Genomic DNA, 17,573 nt, shown 5'->3' on the forward strand with positions numbered 1-17,573 from the left:
TCCTACTTTTAATCCTCAACCTCAATAATCATCTCGATTTCAATTGCAGTGTTATTTGGTAACTGCGACATACCGACTGCAGATCGACCGTGTTTACCTTTTTCTCCAAACACTTTTCCGATTAGATCAGATGCCCCATTTAACACTTTGGGCTGATCAGTAAAATCCTCTGTACTATTTACCATACCAAGAATTTTCACGAATTGTTTCACTTTACTTAACTCGCCAATTTCCTCTTTAATAACACTAAATAAGTTAAGCATAGATTGCTCTGCAGCTAAATAGCCTTCTTCTACAGTTAAATCTTTACCTAACTTACCGTGGTATTGATCCACGCCTTGACCAGCAGTAAAAATAAGGTTCCCAGCTCTAACACATCTTGCATAATCACCTAATGCAGGTCGTAAAGCCGGTAACTCTAATCCTAGCTCTTTCAATTTCTCTTCAGGTGTCATTATTTAATCTCTTCCTTTACATGAATATTCAAAAATCTAAGCGCGTTTTGGCCCAATATTGCTTGTCTTTCCTCATCAGTTAAATCGACTGTATCATCAATCACTTTCCCTGGTGGAACTTCTCTTAATAAGAATGGATAGTCAGAACCCATAACTATTTTCTCGTATCCAAAACGATCTATTAAATACTTTAAATTTAATGGATCATAATTTAATGAATCAAAGTAAAAATTCTTTGCATAATGACTTGGAGGTTTAGTTGTTTTCCTAAGATGTGGCCATACTTCCCAACCTTTATCTAAACGTGGAAGGATATATGGGAAAGATCCACCGCCATGGGCAAAACAAACTTTCAAATCAGGAAACTTCTCCATAACACCTCCATTTATTAAACTAGCAGCAGCTAATGCAGTTTCACTTGGCATACCTACCGTATACATAAAATTATGGCGTGGCATACGTTCAGTTCCTAATGTTTCCCATGGATGAACAAACAATGGGACTTCCCATTGTTCAGCCATTTCAAAAAACTTTGTGAACGCTGGATCGTCTAGGTTATTTCCATTAATATTCGTACCAATTTCTATTCCTTTTAAGCCAAGCTCATGCATACAACGATCCATTTCTCGAATCGCTACTTCGACGTCTTGCATCGGCACAGTTCCTAGGCCAATAAAACGATCCGGATACTGTTTCACCGTATCAGCAATAAAATCATTTTGAATTTTCGACATTTCTTCTGCTGCATCAGCATCCGCCCAATAAGAAAACGTAACTGGAATAGGTGATAACACTTGGATATCAACACCTTCAGCGTCCATATCTTGAATCCTTTTTTCTGGACTCCACGCTTGATCTGTTACTTCACGAAAGACTTTACCAGCTACCATGATATTAGCACCACAAGAACATGTTTTTTCTAAAGTTGGCCAACGTCCACCACCATATTTTTCTACGAAATCTGGAATATCTTCTGGAATAATATGTGTATGAAAGTCTACTCTCATTTCCATAGTCCTACTTCTGCTGGCATTACGTGGCCACAATTACCACATGTACGAAGTTCTTCACTACCATTGAATTCTTCAATTGCACCTTTTACCTGTGTTTCAATATCTGTTAATTGAACAGTGTTTTTATGCATTTCATGATCACATTCATCACAGAACCAAACGAAGTCTTCTAATTCCCCCATATCTCTTTTACGTTCAATAACTAAACCATACGTATCAGCAATACGGTGTGGTGAATGCGGTACCATAGCTGGTAACATAAATACTTCGCCCTCTTTAACTGTCACAACTTCACGCTTTCCTTCGTCGTTAATAACTTCGACAAAGCAGTCACCTTTTATTTGATAAAAGAATTCATCTGAAGGATCTACGTGGAAATCACGGCGTCTGTTTGGACCACCTAGGATCATACAGATAAATTCAGAATCCTCCCAAAGAACTTTATTATTAACCGGCGGCTTAAGCTGATCCTTATTTTCTTCAATCCATTTTAGTAAGTTAAAAGCATTAAATTTTGTCGTTGTAGATTTTGTCATTTTGTAAAACCTCCATTTTTTTATTAGTAGAAAGAAATGCGAGTCTAAAAATATGCACTAAATTGGAGCATGAACTACTTAACGTTTTCACCGCATTCTGATTTATTACTTAATGCTGTGTCTCCATTATAGTGAAAACTACTTTAGGATAAAACCTTGTTTTTTCACCATGTGAAATTGCGGGAATATTTTGTAATAACATTTTTTTAAGATGAAACAAGGCGAAGTTATGATAACTAATTAGAAAAATTACTTCTCATCTAAATCTCTTTTGATTTCATTCATTGTTTTTGTTCCCACACCCCAATGTGTATCTTCAAATTCTGTTACTAGGATTCTTACCTGTTCTGGTCGAACTGATAAATTCTTCACTGCCGCTTCTGTTAAATCTGCAATTAGACATTTGATCTGCTCATTACTTCTACCTTTCAGTACTTGAACTTGAATAATAGGCAACTTAAATTCCTCCCAATCTATGCAAAATTTATTAGTAAAGTAATTTTAAAAATATTTAAAACATATGAGTTCGTTATGTCTTTACTGGTTCAAGCTTTTAATAAGAATATTTATTTCCTGTAAATCATTAGGCACTATTCTATCACCAGAAAAATACATACTAGCATAGATATATTCTCCCTCAGTATAAATACCTGGAAGAAAGTGTGTTGATACTAGTTTTCTAACATTTTATTCTTAAAAGACTATTATTATTTAATTTTTAAATCACATGTTAGATGGTAAGTACAACAATACAATCTTTGGAAAAATAGTAATAAGAAAAAGACCTATCACTAACGGAATTATAAAAAAATAAAGATTTTTTTATTATTAGAAAGCCTCGTCTCAGGTAAAACAGACATTGACACAAATATATTGAAGATCATTGGAGTTTTGCCGCCCGCTCCCTTTAGATTCCGCGTCGCCACTGACACCCTTTGGTTATATAAGCTGTTATTTCCAGCCTTCACATAATTCTCTTTGAGAATAGTTCCCTTTATTTAACAAATGAAGAATTTGTAGTTTCTCTTCAACGGAATGTTTACTTCTGGCCAAAAAAAATACTCCCCCTAGATAAACAGATTTTTTTTTAATCTGTCTACCTTATGGGGAGCATATCATTGAAAGCGGGCAGCCTTTTAAATTCACTTAGTTATTCAATACTGATTCAGCAGAAACGAACTTAAGATTTTGTGCTTCTGCGACAGCTTTGTATGTTACATGACCATCAAATGTATTCAGCCCCTTCAGGAGAGAAGGATTGTCCAGAAGTGCTTTGTTTACACCTTTGTTTGCAATTTGTAATGCGTATTGAACTGTGTTATTTGTAAGTCCCATTGTCGCAGTGCGTGGAACTGCACCAGGCATATTTGCTACAGCGTAATGTACGACACCGTACTTCACATATGTTGGTTCGTCGTGCGTTGTAATGCGATCAGACGTTTCAAATATACCGCCTTGGTCAATCGCGATGTCTACAAGGACAGAGCCTGTTTTCATCGATTTAACCATTTCTTCGGACACAAGTTTTGGTGCTCTTGCCCCTGGAATTAGGACAGCTCCAACAACAAGATCAGCATCCCTTACAGCTTCAGCAATGTTATACGGATTTGAAACAAGAGTTTGAACATCGTTACCGAATAACTCTTCTAATTGACGTAGACGATCCGTAGATAAATCGATTACAGTAACGTGTGCACCCATTCCAATTGCAACACGGGCTGCGTTCGTTCCAGCCATTCCGCCGCCAATAACTGTTACTTTACCGCGAGATACACCCGGGATACCACCAAGAAGAATCCCTTTTCCACCATTTGTTTTTTGTAAGAATTGTGCTCCAATTTGGGTAGCCATACGTCCTGCAACTTCACTCATAGGTGCAAGAAGTGGCAGTGTATTGTTTGGTAGCTGTACTGTTTCATACGCAATTGCAGACACTTTCTTTTTAAGCAACGCGTTTGTTAATTTAGTTTCTGGTGCAAGATGGAAATATGTGAAAACGATTTGTCCTTCGTTAAAAAATTCGAATTCAGAAGCTTGTGGTTCTTTCACTTTCATAACCATTTCTGTATCCCATGCTTCTTTAGCAGTTCCGACAATTTTTGCTCCTGCTTCAATGTAATCTTCATCCGAAAAACTCGATCCTAGTCCTGCACCTGTTTGGATGAAAACTTCGTGACCTGACGTTTTTAGTGTAAAAGCTCCCGCTGGCGTCATAGCTACACGGTTTTCATTGTTTAATATTTCTTTTGGGACACCGATACGCATAATAATGTAACCTCCTGTATGTTAGTTAATTCTATTAAATTAGTTCTACAAAATAAATATCTCTGTAAGTATAAACCAATTCCTATTCACTATAGTACATTCGACTCTATTACACTGTATATAATTCAACGACAATAAAATGTATTTAATTTCAATTAATTTTTTCTTGAATCCTAAACAATAATCTATAAATTTTTTATTCTAAAAGACTTCCCGAATACTTAAAAACCTTTCGAAATATTTTTATTCATGAAAAACTAGTCTACATTTACACACACTACTTCTGCAATTGATTGTTCTAAAATATTCATCGCTTCTTCTAATTGCTTTTCAGTAATAATTAGTGGTGGAGCAAGAGTTAATACATTACCTTGCGAAACTTTAAAACTTAGTCCTTTTTCCATACATTTGTACATTATCTGTTCTGCCTCTGAGATAGCTTTTTCCTTAGATTCTCGGTCCAGTACTAATTCAACCCCATATAATAGACCAATTCCTCTAAGGTCTCCAATAATGTTAAATCGTTTTTGCATCATTTCGAGGCGCGTATTCATGTACTTTCCTAACTCGTTAGTTTTCTCAAGTAAGTTATATTCTTCAATATAATCAAGGGTGGCTAATGCTGCAGCGCAACCAAGCGAACTTTTTTCATGCGTAAAATGACCTAATGCAATATTCTGGGCAATGTCTAATTTATCGTGTACCATCAATGCAGCCATCGGGAAAATCCCACCCCCTAAACCTTTACCTAATAACACTATATCTGGCACAATGCCATAATTTTCAAAAGCAAACATTTTACCAGTTCTTCCAAGTGCTGTGGGAATTTCATCGAAAATCAATAGTACATTATTCTCATCGCAAATTTTACGTAATCGTTGATGATATTCTATCGGGGGGACTTGCACATCAGTACACCGAATCGGTTCTAGAATAATTGCACCTACATCCCCTTCTCTTTCTAACACATATTCAAGATAATCCAGGCTTTTCGTCTGAGAATCTTCGCTTTTTCCGAATAAACACCGGTATGAATTAAACGGTAACACATGGATACTTCCAGGCATTAGTGGTCCCATTCCATTACGAAACATAGCTTCTCCACCTACAGAAATTGCGTCTAGAGACGCACCATGAAAAGAATCCCACATTGAAATTGTTTTAAACTTTCCTGTGGCCTTTCGAACAATCTTCAATGCCATGCTCACGGCAGACGTTCCTCCCGGAGCAAAAAGAACCTTATTCAAGTCACCTGGAGCTAGATCAACAAGTTTCTTGGATAATTCTATAGCTTTTTTATTCGTATAGCGACGTGGAGAAAATGGCAGTACGTCTAATTGCTCCTTAATTGCTTTGACAACATATTCATTTCCATAACCCACTTGGTGAACGCTATTTCCGTGAAAATCCATATATTTTCTACCATCGATATCTTCAATAAAAATTCCATAACTCTTTTCAATTACGTTTAAGCAAGGTGTAGAAAGTGATTGGTGTATATAGTACTTAGAATCTTCTTCTAATAGCCTAAATGCTTCTTCACTTAAATGATTTTGCTGCCATATATCTCGATTTTTAGATATATTAATATCTCCTTCAGTTCTTAAAATACCCGCAGTCATTTTCATTGTCAATCACTCCCTATTTTGCTTCAACCTAACAAACCAAGAATAATGATACCAATTACAATAATACACGAGCCTATTATCTTTCTTATTCCTTGTTTCTCTTTCAAAAATATTACAGCTATTAACACGCCAAACACAATGCTAATTTCCCTAATTGGTCCAAGTTGCGAAACTTGGGCTAATTGCAAAGCATATAAAAATAATACGTATGCTCCAGGTACAAATAATGATCCTAACAAGATAATCTTCCAATTAGAAACCCATTCGTCTTTCAGTTTTCCAGAACTAAAAGACCCCCAGGTAAGAGATATTACATGAATAAAATTTTGGAACTGAATAATTAGCAATGGAGACATATAATCCAACAGAATTTTATCACTTAATGTATAACCTGTAATTGAAAGGCCGCCTGCCAACGCTATTAAAACCGAGAGTTTTAGTTTCTTGTCAGATTTATAATTAAAATTACCTATTAAAAAGATCCCTATCAAAACGATAAACAGACCTGTCCATCCCAATGCAGACAACCTATCTCCAAAAATAATAACACCCATAATAGGAATCATTAAAGAAGCAGATCCACGTAAAATTGGATAAATTACCGAAAACTCTCCTATCGTATACCCTGTTATCAAACTAAATACATAGAGTACTTGAAAAAGCATAGAAGCCATTATAAGAACAATACCTAGTCCGTCTAACTGGACATTTTGAATTTCAATAAAAAAGTAAGGCATAAGAACAATAAAAGAAATAAGATGTATTGACCAAAGAAAAGTAATCTTACTAACACTATTCTTTGTAAATACATTCCAAAGTGCATGGATTAATCCTGAAAAAATAACAAGTAAAAATGCTATTAGTAACAATAAGTCACCTTCCTTTTAGCATTCAAAAAATAGATATTGTGCCCTTAACACAATTTTCCACCTCCTACTATCTAACATAATTAGTTACCCAATTAATTTGATCAGTCTTAACTCTTCCATTGATTTGCTCGATTCCTCATTTTCTTTGTTAGTAATTCATAACCAAAGCGAACTATAACATTCGTTAAGAGAATAATAATAGCTAGTGCAGCAGCAGGAGCCATCTCACCTGCTCCAACCATGTCAACTATTGCCACGGAAGCTGGTCTAGTGCTTGGTGCATATAAAAAGATAACTGCTGATATCGTTGTCATTGAATTCACAAAGAAGTAAACAGCCATTTCTAGTATTGCTGGAAGTGACATAGGAAACGTGATCCTAGTGAATGTTTTATAAAATGGAATATTCATCGACTCTGAAACTGGTTCAAACTCTTTATCTAGTTGCTTTAATGCTGTAGTTGCAGTAAAGAAGTTAACTGAATAAAAATGTATTAAATTCGCAAGAACGAGAATCCATATTGTTCCATAAAGTCCGCTTAAAGGATTTGGAATTATAATTCCAGTAAATGGGATAGAGAATTCCGGTTGGTTAAAGAAGAAGATATAAGCCAAACCCACAACTAACCCCGGTAAAGCCAAAGGGATTATCGAAAGAAAATACCCTAGTTGTCTAGTCCATTTCATAAAACGAGACTTTTCAATTAAGTATGCTGCAAAAAATACCATAAACGTACCCAATATCGCCGTTGTAAATGCAATGAGGAGACTATTATAATAAGGCTGAAAACCACCAAGTACATTTTTAAAAGTATAATGCTCTAATGTGAACGAGAAATTATATGGCCAGTACTTAACGAAAGTAGGTGCCAAAACCGCTATAATTAGCAAGAAAATAGCGCCTGCAATTATTAAGCAGTATGTAAAATATATACGATCACGTAATGAATTTGGTTTGATTTTGTAAGAAACTGATTTAGATGATATTCCCGAACTTTCTTTTCGTTGCACTAACCTATCGGCAAAAAATGCGAGAACTGCTGGAATAATTAATACAACTCCGACCGTTGCTCCCATAGACATATTAAACTGCCCCACCACTTGTTGATAAATATCTACTGCCATTACCTTAAAGTCACCACCAACGACTATCGGTGCACCAAAATCAGTAAAACTCAAAATAAAACCAATGATGAAGGCGCTAAAAAGGCCAAATTTTATACTCGGCAGAGTTACGGTGAAAAACTTCTTCACTATTCCCGAACCAAGGGAATCTGCTGCCTCATATAATCTATAATCCGTATTCGAAAGAGAAATAGTTAAAAGTAAAAAGGTTTGAGGAAAAGTATAAAATATTAGCGAAATGATTATGCCCACAGGCCCGTATAAGTTAATATCGATTCCTTGAAAAAAACCAAAGAATCCTGTCGTAATAACTCCATTATTCCCAAACAAATTAACTAAACCAATACCATACATCATCGTTGGAGCAAATAACGGTACAAATGCCACATATTTAAAAAAAGGTTTCCATCTTATATTTGTCCTAGTTAAGGCGTAGGAGTAGAAAAATCCAAGTGTAACAGCAATTAAGCCAGTAGTCACCGCGACAAACAAGGTATTATACAGTGGCTGGATTAAAGAAGCTGTTGTGAAATATTTAATAAAGTTCCCTAAACCAATAAAGTCTCCACTTCTATCCTGCATAGATACCAGTATTAACTGAATTAGAGGTAAAACAAGAGCAACCCCAAGTCCTGCAACTACCAACAAAATCAAAAGCTTCTGCAAAAGATCTACAGGACTCGTTTTTTGTCGCACTATTTTTCTACTATTTGTTATCTTCGTTGCAGAATCTACAGAAATTCTTTTTGTCATGCGATGATCCCCCTTCTATTTTAAAGCCCGTCAGCAATGGCATATTTAATACTTTCCTCGGTTTCTATACTATTCTCATAAGTAATTAAGTCATCGTTGGGAAACTCTGCAAAGACTATTTGCCCTACTTTAAGGTTTAACTTCCTAAATTCACTCGTTGAGACATCTGTCATAAGTAACCCACTCTCGAAACTATATGGCCCGCTGTGCTCAACCTCAAGATAGAGTCTATAAGAGCTGCCACGAAACTCCATCGTGCTCAACGTAGATTTAACTGTATTTTGCGACATCTTTTCTCGAATCCTTATATGTTCAGGGCGAATTGCAACGTAAGAATCCATGCCACGAAATTGATTGATAGTACCAATAAAATCGGCAACAAACGGCGTGGCAGGCTTTTCATAAATCTCTTGAGGCGTGCCGACTTGTTCCACAGTTCCGTTGTTCATTACAACGATTCTATCACCCATTGTTAATGCTTCCTCTTGGTCATGAGTAACCATAATCGTAGTAATCCCAAGTTTTTCCTGTATCTTACGAATTTCTAGCCTTAACATTATCCTAACTTTTGCATCTAATGCTGAAAGGGGTTCATCGAGCAAGAGAAATCCTGGGGATATCGCTAAAGCCCTTGCTAAAGCGACCCGTTGTTGTTGTCCACCCGATAACTGTGCTGGATAACGTTTACCTAGATGAACCAAATTAACGGCGTCTAATGATTCGTTTACTTGCTTTTTAATATCTTCTTTTGAAACTTTTTTATTTTTCAAGCCATAAGCGACGTTCTGAGCCACAGTCATATTCGGGAAAAGCGCATATGATTGGAAAACAATTCCGAAGTCTCTTTTAGCAGGAGGCAACTGTGTAATATCTTTATCGCCCATTATTACTTTAGATCCTACATTTGGTTCTTCTAATCCAGCTATTACTCTTAATAATGTCGTCTTTCCACATCCACTTGGTCCAAGTAAACAAATAAATTCACCCTTATTAATTGTGATATTAATATTATCCAAAGCCGTATAATCTCCAAATTTTTTAGTTACGTTTTGAATTTTCAAGAATTCCATGCTAGTCGCCTCTTTTCATAGTTTTATTAAAAGTGATTTACTTTAATTGTGGAAAAAACTTGGGGCTGTTGGATAATATACCAAACCAACCCCAAATTAATTCAATGAAAACTGACTTCTAAAACTCTTTATTCTGATAATACTATGTTCTCTTACTAACTTACCTATGGTTATCTATCTTATGATTCCGGTTCACTTTTCCCATCATACTTTTCAATCCATTTATCTACAATTTCAATTCTATGATCCGCAGCCCAATATAAATCATTTTCGAGCAATTGCCCCATTGGGTCTGCTGGATAACTTGGATGAGGTTTATTACCTAAATCAATTCCTGTAATAGCAAATTGCTTATTATAACCTTCCATTGCATTTTTACTATTAGCCCAATCTAGGAATACTTTAGCGTTATCATTAATATTTTCTTTTTTCATTAAAGCATTGGCTTCTAATGTCCATCCAGATCCTTCTTCTGGGAATACTGTCACTAGTGGCGCTCCACTTTCTTCTTGTTTAATGGCACGTCCATCAAAAGATATTCCAATTGGGAATTCTCCAGTAGCAGCTTCTACAGCAGGTTTTGAACCAGAATGAGTATAAGTTCCAATGTTCTGATGAAGTTTGTCCATATACTCCCAACCTTCTTCTTCAGTATCAAAAAGTTGTAATATCCCGGATACTGTTAAAAATCCTGTTCCGCTTGAAGCAGGATTCGGCATAGAAATTAATCCTTTATATTGTGGATCAATCAGATCCTTATACGACTTAGGTATAGGTAAACCCAACTTTTCCATTTCTACAGTGTTAACGGCAATAGCAGTCATATAAGCGGCTATCCCAGTCCATCTCATAGGATCGTTTTTCTGATCAGCAAAAGTTGGAATAATATCTTCATATCCCTTGGGATTATAGCCCTCTAGAAGACCTTCAGTATCAAACATTATAAGACTGTCAACACTTAATCCCCATATAACATCGGCTTTGGGATTACTTTTTTCTGCCAATATGCGGGAAATGATGATACCACTAGAATCTCTAACAATATCTAATTTAATTTCTGGATGATCCTTTTCAAATAAATCAATGTAATCTTGTAGATAATCAGTTTCTATCGCAGTATAAACTACAAGGTTCTTACTTTTATTTCCACTACTTGTATCGGTTTCACTATCTGCTCCTTCCTTTCCCTCATCACTACCTCCACATGCGGCAAGCATCATTAAAACAACTACAGTAATCGATAACCAAATTAGCTTCTTTTTCATCTCAAAACCCCTTTTTTTTAATTTTTTAGAGAAACCTTCTAAACAAAGTATTTTAAGAATCAATACTTCCGACTTAATTAAACTATAAATAATGAATTAAACAAAATTGCAAACGCTTACCATTTTGTCTATTTTGAATATACCATATTTTCAGTTATTTCTAAGAGGATTTATATTATTATTTTTATAGGTAAATATATTTTTTCCAATTTCATGCATCCTACTTATAGAAACTATGAATCAGGCCACATCGCTTTAACGAGATAACGATAATAAAGACCTGCATTCAATTCTGCATCTTTTTTTCTTTATTCACTAGGACTAGTTATTTCTATTTTCACAATAGTGACATAACTTCTTTTACAGATTCAACGGATCGATGTAGCATAGACTTTTCATCAAACGTAAGATCTAATTCAATAATATTTTCAATACCTTCTGCACCTAAAATTGTTGGAACTCCTAAATATATATCGTTGTACCCGTATTCACCTTGCAAATAGGCAACAGAAGGAAGTATTCTCTTTTTATCTCGAATAATGGCTTCAGCCATTTCAACTAAAGAAGCTGCCGGAGCATAATAAGCACTGCCGTTACCTAATAGATTAACAATTTCACCTCCACCTTTTCGAGTACGATTAACAATTGCATCAAGGCGTTCTTTCTTTATCATTTTTTCGAGCGGTATTCCTCCTGCATATGAATAACGAACGAGTGGTACCATTTCATCACCATGACCACCCAACACAAATCCAGATACATCCTCCACAGAAATTTTTAGCTCTTCAGCGACAAATGCGTTAAATCTAGATGTGTCTAAGACACCTGATTGTCCAATCACTCGATTTTTCGGAAAGTTTGTTGTTTTATAGCACACGTAAGTCATCGCATCAACAGGATTGCTTAAGACAATAATAATACAGTCCGGTGCATATTTTACAACTTTTTTGGAAATCGAACTTATGATTCTTGCATTTGTCGATACAAGATCATCCCGGCTCATTCCAGGTTTTCTAGCAATCCCGGCCGTAATAATTACCATGTCAGAATTTACTATATCCTCAAAATTAGATGTTCCTTTAATTCGAGAGTTGAATCGCTGCACGGCACCCGCTTGTATCATATCAAGTGCTTTACCTTTAGTCGGGTTTTCTTTTTCAGGAATATCCAATAATACAATATCACCTAAGTCTTTTTGTGCAAGCATTAAAGCGGTCGTTGCTCCTGTAAATCCAGCTCCAATTATTGTGATTTTATTACGTTTAAATGCCAAAGTTATCACCTTTTTCCATTAGATATGACAATTCAAATGATATTAATTGTTAGTTTCTATCTCACACTTTAACAAAATGACCCCTATATAAATCACGGAGTCATTTTATATGTGTTTTAAGTAAGAATGGGAACCTCTACTAAAAAACAGTCATTAATTCACTTCGAACGAGTCCACAATACCTACTACGGCAGCATCTATTGGAGATTCTTTTACACCGGTTATCTTTTGAGCAGGTAAACCTTGAGTGATAATCACTAATTCGTCAACGCCTGCTCCTATTCTGTCGATTGCAATTATGACATTTCCTACCGGATCTTTCTGTAAATTGAGTGGCTGTGTAATAAGAAGCTTTAAATTTTCCATTCCTTTTTCTTTTTGAGTTGTCCAAACACTTCCTACTACTTTAGCTAGAAACATGACTATTCACCCTCAGTCAATTACTTTTATTGTCAATTTTCTATCCTTAATAAGATCTTTTGCAAGAGGAGAGATAATGACACCTTTAGGTAGATAAATCGTATTGTTTAAAATATTTGGTTGTGATTGAATCCACCCTGGAGTAAGTAATTTTTTGTTGAATATCAACTTATCACCAGTAGATAATTCAGTGTTTAGTTTTGGTATTTCAGTTTTAGATTCAGATAGCTGTTCTTTTATACCTAATTTAGTGCCTACGATGTCAGTGAAATCTTTTAATGGCACAAACTCAATACCTAGCTCATTCAGCTGGCGAATATAGTTTTTAAACATTTTTTGATAAGGTGCAGGTAACGATACTGTTTTCAAAGTCTGACGATCAGCGCGTTTAATCCCTGTAACGTCATCTCCGATTAATACAAACTTTTGCTGAAGTAAGGCCGAGAAAATAATCTCCGCTTTAATACTTCCTTTTAATCCAGTAGCAACGCGGGCAGCATTATCCAAATCAATTTCTGGAATAATAATACCATTATAGGATTTAGGAAGTTCCATTGGTGAGGGAGCATTGCCATCTGCAATAATCACTTTTCCACAACCACTAGATTCAACTTGATTCATCCCAAGCCACGATGAAGTTTCACCATCTAAAAATAAAGAATCATAGCCAATATTCAGTCTTTTCATCTTAATAAACTGATCAGCGTATAACTCATGGGCTGAACTATCACAGAATACAAATAATACTTTTCCATTCTTTTCTTTTTCCTTTTCGGCTTTCACCGAATCTACTACTTCTCGTATAACTGATTCAACAATTTCACGAATATCTATCTTCTTCACCTCCCCATGTCAAGTAAGGAACTCACCATTTTTACCAATTAACTTAACTTGGTCACCTGTTTTTAATCCTACACTGTTTCCTTCATCAAGATCCACATGAAAGTCTAATAGGTAATTCGCATTAACACGAACGATCACATCTGTGAAAATAACAGATCGATCACCTTGTGTTTTTAACATTAAACTCATTCCATCAGAAACCTCGAACTCTTTAGCATTTGCAGGCGACATATGGACATGACACTTTGCAACAATCACTCCTTGTTGAAGGGAAACAACGCCTTTAGGACCAATAAGTGTTAAACCTGGAGTTCCTTCAATCGATCCTGACATTCTAACCGGAGGATGGATTCCTAATTGAAATCCATCCGTAATTGACACTTCTAATTGTGTAGCTCCTCGCGCTGGTCCAAGTACTCTAACATTTTTTATAAGGCCTTTTGGTCCAAGTAACGTAACTTGTTCTTTAGCCGCAAATTGTCCAGGTTGGGATAATTCGCGAAGAGGAGTTAACTCATAATCTTTACCAAATAGCACCTTAATGTCATCACTTGATAAATGAATATGCCTGTTTGATACACCCACAGGAATCATTAAATCCTTTTCTTTTTTCACCGATGTTCGATTTGAATGAACAGACCTTTTATTGTCTAATTCAATTTTTCTGTCCCTAAGAAAATCAATCGCCGCAGGGGTAATTTTATCTCCCTTATTAAGCGGAAAGGGATTTGGAATCCCCTCTTTCAACATCGCTCTCAAATTATTTTCCGTTATTAGCGCCATAAACTATGATTTACCCTTCCAGCTTTGGAAGTATAAGCTCAATATCCGAATGAGGGCGTGGGATTACATGCACAGAGACCAACTCGCCAATATTTTCTGCTGCAGCTGCACCAGCATCAACCGCAGCCTTAACTGCGCCTACATCTCCACGTACCATTACTGTAACTAATCCCCCACCAACATGTACTTTACCAATTAATCTTACATTTGCTGCTTTTGACATTGCGTCAGCAGCCTCTATAGCCCCAACTAAACCTTTTGTTTCTATCATTCCTAGTGCTCCCATTTCTAAACTCATTCTTTTTCCTCCTCAGTAAATTTTATAGTTTTAATTCTTGTAATACTGTTTTTACAATATCCATTATTTCTTCTCTCGAAATACTCGGTCCATTATTAATAACTGGAATTGCAGGATTTGAATAATCAGATCCATTCGTGTTATTTTCTATTTCGCGAATACCAAAAGCCACTCGTTTCACATTTAGTAGATGCTCCGCACTAATATTATCAGATGTAATATTATTGCCATATGAACCACAGCCCAATGTCATTGATGGTTGAATTCCTGTCGTAGCTCCAATTCCTCCAAATGTTGTACCCGAGTTAACGACTATACGAGATGCTTGTTGTGTTAAACTGAATCTTTCAATAGATTCAGCATTTTCACTATGGATTCCTGCTGTATGGCCAAGACCACCTAATTCAAGTAGCTCAGTACATATTGCGTTGGCCTCCTGCTCATTTTCAACCGTGTAAAATGCTAAAATTGGTGACAATTTTTCAAGTGAAAATGGATAATCTTTACCAACTTTACTTTCTTCAGCTAGTAACAATTTACAGTTATCTTCAATTACAATGCCAGCCATCTCGGCTAATTTTTGTGGTGATCTACCTACAATTCCTGGGTTCAATCTACCATTTTTCAAAATTATTCCTTCAATTCTTCCTTTTTCATATTCATCAAGGAAGTAGGCACCTTGGCCTTCTAGTTCTCTTCTTACTTTGTGCTTGATTGATTTCTCAACAACCAACGCCTGCTCTGATGCACATATAGTTCCATAATCAAATGTTTTACTATGAATAATTTGTTTGACAGCTTTTCTCACATCTGCACTCGGATGAATAAATACAGGAACATTACCTGGACCCACTCCGTAGGCCGGTTTCCCCGAACTATAAGCGGATTTCACCATTGCTGATCCACCAGTTGCTAATATTACATTTGTAAGGTTATGCTCCATCAACTCATTTGCCGCAGCAAGAGTAGGACTTGAAATACATGAAATTAAACCTTCTGGGGCACCCGCTGATTGAGCAGCATTCTTAAGTATTTCAACCGTCTCATTCGTACATTTTGCAGCTGCAGGGTGCGGACTAATTACAATCGCATTCCTAGTTTTCACTGCAATCAGGACTTTAAAAATCGCTGTAGATGTAGGATTTGTCGAAGGGACAATCCCAGCAACTATTCCAACCGGTTCTGCTATTTCCCAGACCTTTTTTTCATCATCACGAGAAATTATACCAACTGTCTTTTTATCTTTAATAGATTCGTAAATATCTTTGGCAGAAAACAGGTTTTTCGTTAACTTATCTGCAACCTTTCCGAATCCTGTCTCTTCTACCGCTAATACAGCGAGTCTTCCAGATTCTTTCACGGCAGCTTGTGCCATATAGCCTACTATTCTATTAATCTCTTCTTGCGACATTTTTCCAGCTATTTTTTGTGCATCTTTGGCTTGCCCAAGAAGGTTTCTTACTTCTTGAATTGATTCAAGTTCAGTATCCATCTTCATTTATTATCGCCGCCTTTCCCAACCTGTGTTGCAGACAAGTGCTTAATTAATTCTTCTCTTTTTGCAGATTGGATTTGTTCTGCAGTTAAAGGAAATTTCTTGACAGTGCCGGCAACTTTTCTCAATTCCTGGATATTGCTTTTCAGAAAATCTACCGAATTATTATCGATTGCCTTACTGTCACTAATTTCTTTATTCACTTGTTTTTTTGGCTGTACTTCCTTTTCGTCTATTTTTTTTTCAATATTTTTATCTTTTTCATCTGACAAAATTCGGAAAATCATCTTTTTCACGTTTTCATCGGGTCTTGCAATGACATGGTAATGATGTAAGCGGCCTACCTGTTCGGCAGCCTCTTTCCCAATTAATACAGCAGCTTGGACAGAACCAACATCCCCAACAATATAAATCGTAACAAGACCAGCGTCTGCTCCTTGATATGTAACAACCTTTACATCTGCAGCTTTACAAGCAGCATCTGCAGCGGCTATAAGAGCCGGATAACCGATTGTCTCAATCAAGCCTAGTGCATAGTTCTGGTTTTCCACCTACTATCACCCCTTTAATTCTCAATTTCACCATTAGCAAAACGATTCTTTAGCTAATGGAATGAAATAGATTAGCACAAAAACATTTATTGCCGGAACCTTAATTACCGTTTATTAAACGCGCATTGATTTTCGGTATAAGTTTGTCCAGGTCACCGATACGATCAATAATATAATGCGCACCTGCTTTTTTAAATTTCGTAGCAACCGCTTCCATTCTATCAGCCAACTCATCGGGAGAAAGTGCATCTGCTTCAGCTTCTTTTAATCCCATTTCACTACTTCCTAATAGTACGCCAACACTCCACGTACCTGAACTAACGCCTTCTTTAATATCACTTAAAGTGTCACCGACTTTTATGATGTGCTTCATAGGATAAACGCCTAAATGCATTGCATTTAATTGAACCATCCAAGGCGCCGGACGTCCCGCCGGTAAATCATCTGGCGTAAACAGTGTATCAGGAGAATAACCTTGCTTTTTCGCTCCTGCAGCGACAACTTCCATCATTTTTCCAGTATAGCCAGTTGTAGAACCTATTTTTAACCCTTGGTCTCTTAAACGAGCTACCAAATCTACTGCACCAGGTATTGGTGTACAATAATTAGGTAATATAGAGAATAATAGGGGTTCAAAATCTGCATATAACGCGTCTACATCTTTCTCTTCTGGTAATCTTCCAAACTTTTCTTTCCATAGTTGTGCAATTCTATCCATCTTACACATTTCATTTATATGATCCCATTTCAGCATGCCCATCGGTTCGCGTGCCTCTTCGTCTAACACTTCAATACCTCTTTTACTAAACACTTCTTTAAAGACATCTAGTGGTGCGAAGCAACCATAGTCAACAGTTGTTCCTGCCCAATCGAATATTACCGCTTCAATCTGGGAAGATTGTTTATTCAAAACATTGACCTCCTTCATTAGA

18 protein-coding genes are annotated in these 17,573 nt (G+C 36.3%); all 18 read right to left on the reverse strand.

What is annotated here, in order from left to right; genetic code table 11:
- Window positions 1-8 precede the first annotated feature (8 nt).
- Window positions 9-455 (reverse strand): RidA family protein, encoded by a 447-nt coding sequence (locus AC3RV6_RS14505; protein WP_489746708.1) that lies wholly within the window; start codon window positions 453-455, stop codon window positions 9-11.
- Window positions 455-1,468 (reverse strand): amidohydrolase family protein, encoded by a 1,014-nt coding sequence (locus tag AC3RV6_RS14510; RefSeq protein ID WP_489746709.1) that lies wholly within the window; start codon window positions 1,466-1,468, stop codon window positions 455-457. The genes AC3RV6_RS14505 and AC3RV6_RS14510 overlap by 1 nt, the downstream gene beginning before the upstream one ends.
- The gene (locus AC3RV6_RS14515) at window positions 1,459-2,004 is read right to left on the reverse strand and encodes a 3-hydroxyanthranilate 3,4-dioxygenase (RefSeq protein WP_489746710.1); all 546 of its coding nucleotides are present in this window, start codon (window positions 2,002-2,004) and stop codon (window positions 1,459-1,461) included. The genes AC3RV6_RS14510 and AC3RV6_RS14515 overlap by 10 nt, the downstream gene beginning before the upstream one ends.
- A 249-nt stretch (window positions 2,005-2,253) precedes the next feature.
- Window positions 2,254-2,460, reverse strand: a complete 207-nt coding sequence (locus tag AC3RV6_RS14520; protein WP_489746711.1) for a 2-hydroxymuconate tautomerase family protein — start codon at window positions 2,458-2,460, stop codon at window positions 2,254-2,256.
- Between the two features lie 690 nt (window positions 2,461-3,150).
- The gene (gene ald, locus AC3RV6_RS14525) at window positions 3,151-4,269 is read right to left on the reverse strand and encodes an alanine dehydrogenase (protein WP_489746712.1); all 1,119 of its coding nucleotides are present in this window, start codon (window positions 4,267-4,269) and stop codon (window positions 3,151-3,153) included.
- 257 nt (window positions 4,270-4,526) lie between these two features.
- Window positions 4,527-5,897, reverse strand: a complete 1,371-nt coding sequence (locus AC3RV6_RS14530; protein WP_489746713.1) for an aspartate aminotransferase family protein — start codon at window positions 5,895-5,897, stop codon at window positions 4,527-4,529.
- A gap of 23 nt (window positions 5,898-5,920) precedes the next feature.
- Entirely contained in the window at window positions 5,921-6,766 is an 846-nt protein-coding gene (locus AC3RV6_RS14535) for a DMT family transporter (RefSeq protein ID WP_489746714.1), read from the reverse strand.
- Between the two features lie 107 nt (window positions 6,767-6,873).
- Entirely contained in the window at window positions 6,874-8,643 is a 1,770-nt protein-coding gene (locus tag AC3RV6_RS14540) for a putative 2-aminoethylphosphonate ABC transporter permease subunit (protein ID WP_489746715.1), read from the reverse strand.
- Window positions 8,644-8,663: 20 nt separating this feature from the next.
- Window positions 8,664-9,713 carry an ABC transporter ATP-binding protein gene (locus tag AC3RV6_RS14545; RefSeq protein WP_489746716.1) on the reverse strand — a complete coding sequence of 350 codons (1,050 nt, stop codon included), beginning with the start codon at window positions 9,711-9,713 and terminating at the stop codon, window positions 8,664-8,666.
- A gap of 179 nt (window positions 9,714-9,892) precedes the next feature.
- A complete protein-coding gene (locus tag AC3RV6_RS14550; protein ID WP_489746717.1) occupies window positions 9,893-10,978 on the reverse strand; it encodes a putative 2-aminoethylphosphonate ABC transporter substrate-binding protein in 1,086 nt (361 codons plus the stop codon).
- Between the two features lie 337 nt (window positions 10,979-11,315).
- Complete coding sequence (gene mdh, locus AC3RV6_RS14555; RefSeq protein WP_489746718.1) at window positions 11,316-12,251, reverse strand: malate dehydrogenase; 936 nt, start codon at window positions 12,249-12,251, stop codon at window positions 11,316-11,318.
- Window positions 12,252-12,404: 153 nt separating this feature from the next.
- Complete coding sequence (locus tag AC3RV6_RS14560; protein WP_489746719.1) at window positions 12,405-12,671, reverse strand: EutN/CcmL family microcompartment protein; 267 nt, start codon at window positions 12,669-12,671, stop codon at window positions 12,405-12,407.
- A 12-nt stretch (window positions 12,672-12,683) separates the two neighbouring features.
- Window positions 12,684-13,514, reverse strand: a complete 831-nt coding sequence (locus AC3RV6_RS14565) for a hypothetical protein (protein WP_489746720.1) — start codon at window positions 13,512-13,514, stop codon at window positions 12,684-12,686.
- Window positions 13,515-13,523: 9 nt separating this feature from the next.
- Entirely contained in the window at window positions 13,524-14,297 is a 774-nt protein-coding gene (pduL, locus tag AC3RV6_RS14570) for a phosphate propanoyltransferase (RefSeq protein WP_489746721.1), read from the reverse strand.
- A gap of 10 nt (window positions 14,298-14,307) precedes the next feature.
- The gene (locus AC3RV6_RS14575; protein WP_489746722.1) at window positions 14,308-14,595 is read right to left on the reverse strand and encodes a BMC domain-containing protein; all 288 of its coding nucleotides are present in this window, start codon (window positions 14,593-14,595) and stop codon (window positions 14,308-14,310) included.
- A 22-nt stretch (window positions 14,596-14,617) separates the two neighbouring features.
- A complete protein-coding gene (locus AC3RV6_RS14580) occupies window positions 14,618-16,093 on the reverse strand; it encodes an acetaldehyde dehydrogenase (acetylating) (protein WP_489746723.1) in 1,476 nt (491 codons plus the stop codon).
- On the reverse strand, window positions 16,090-16,641 hold the full coding sequence (locus AC3RV6_RS14585) for a BMC domain-containing protein (RefSeq protein ID WP_489746724.1): 552 nt from the start codon (window positions 16,639-16,641) through the stop codon (window positions 16,090-16,092). Before AC3RV6_RS14585 ends, AC3RV6_RS14580 begins: the two co-directional genes overlap by 4 nt.
- Window positions 16,642-16,741: 100 nt before the next feature.
- Window positions 16,742-17,551, reverse strand: a complete 810-nt coding sequence (gene phnX, locus AC3RV6_RS14590; protein WP_489746725.1) for a phosphonoacetaldehyde hydrolase — start codon at window positions 17,549-17,551, stop codon at window positions 16,742-16,744.
- Window positions 17,552-17,573: the final 22 nt, after the last annotated feature.

This window comes from Sporosarcina sp. So3-204 (genome assembly GCF_058068165.1).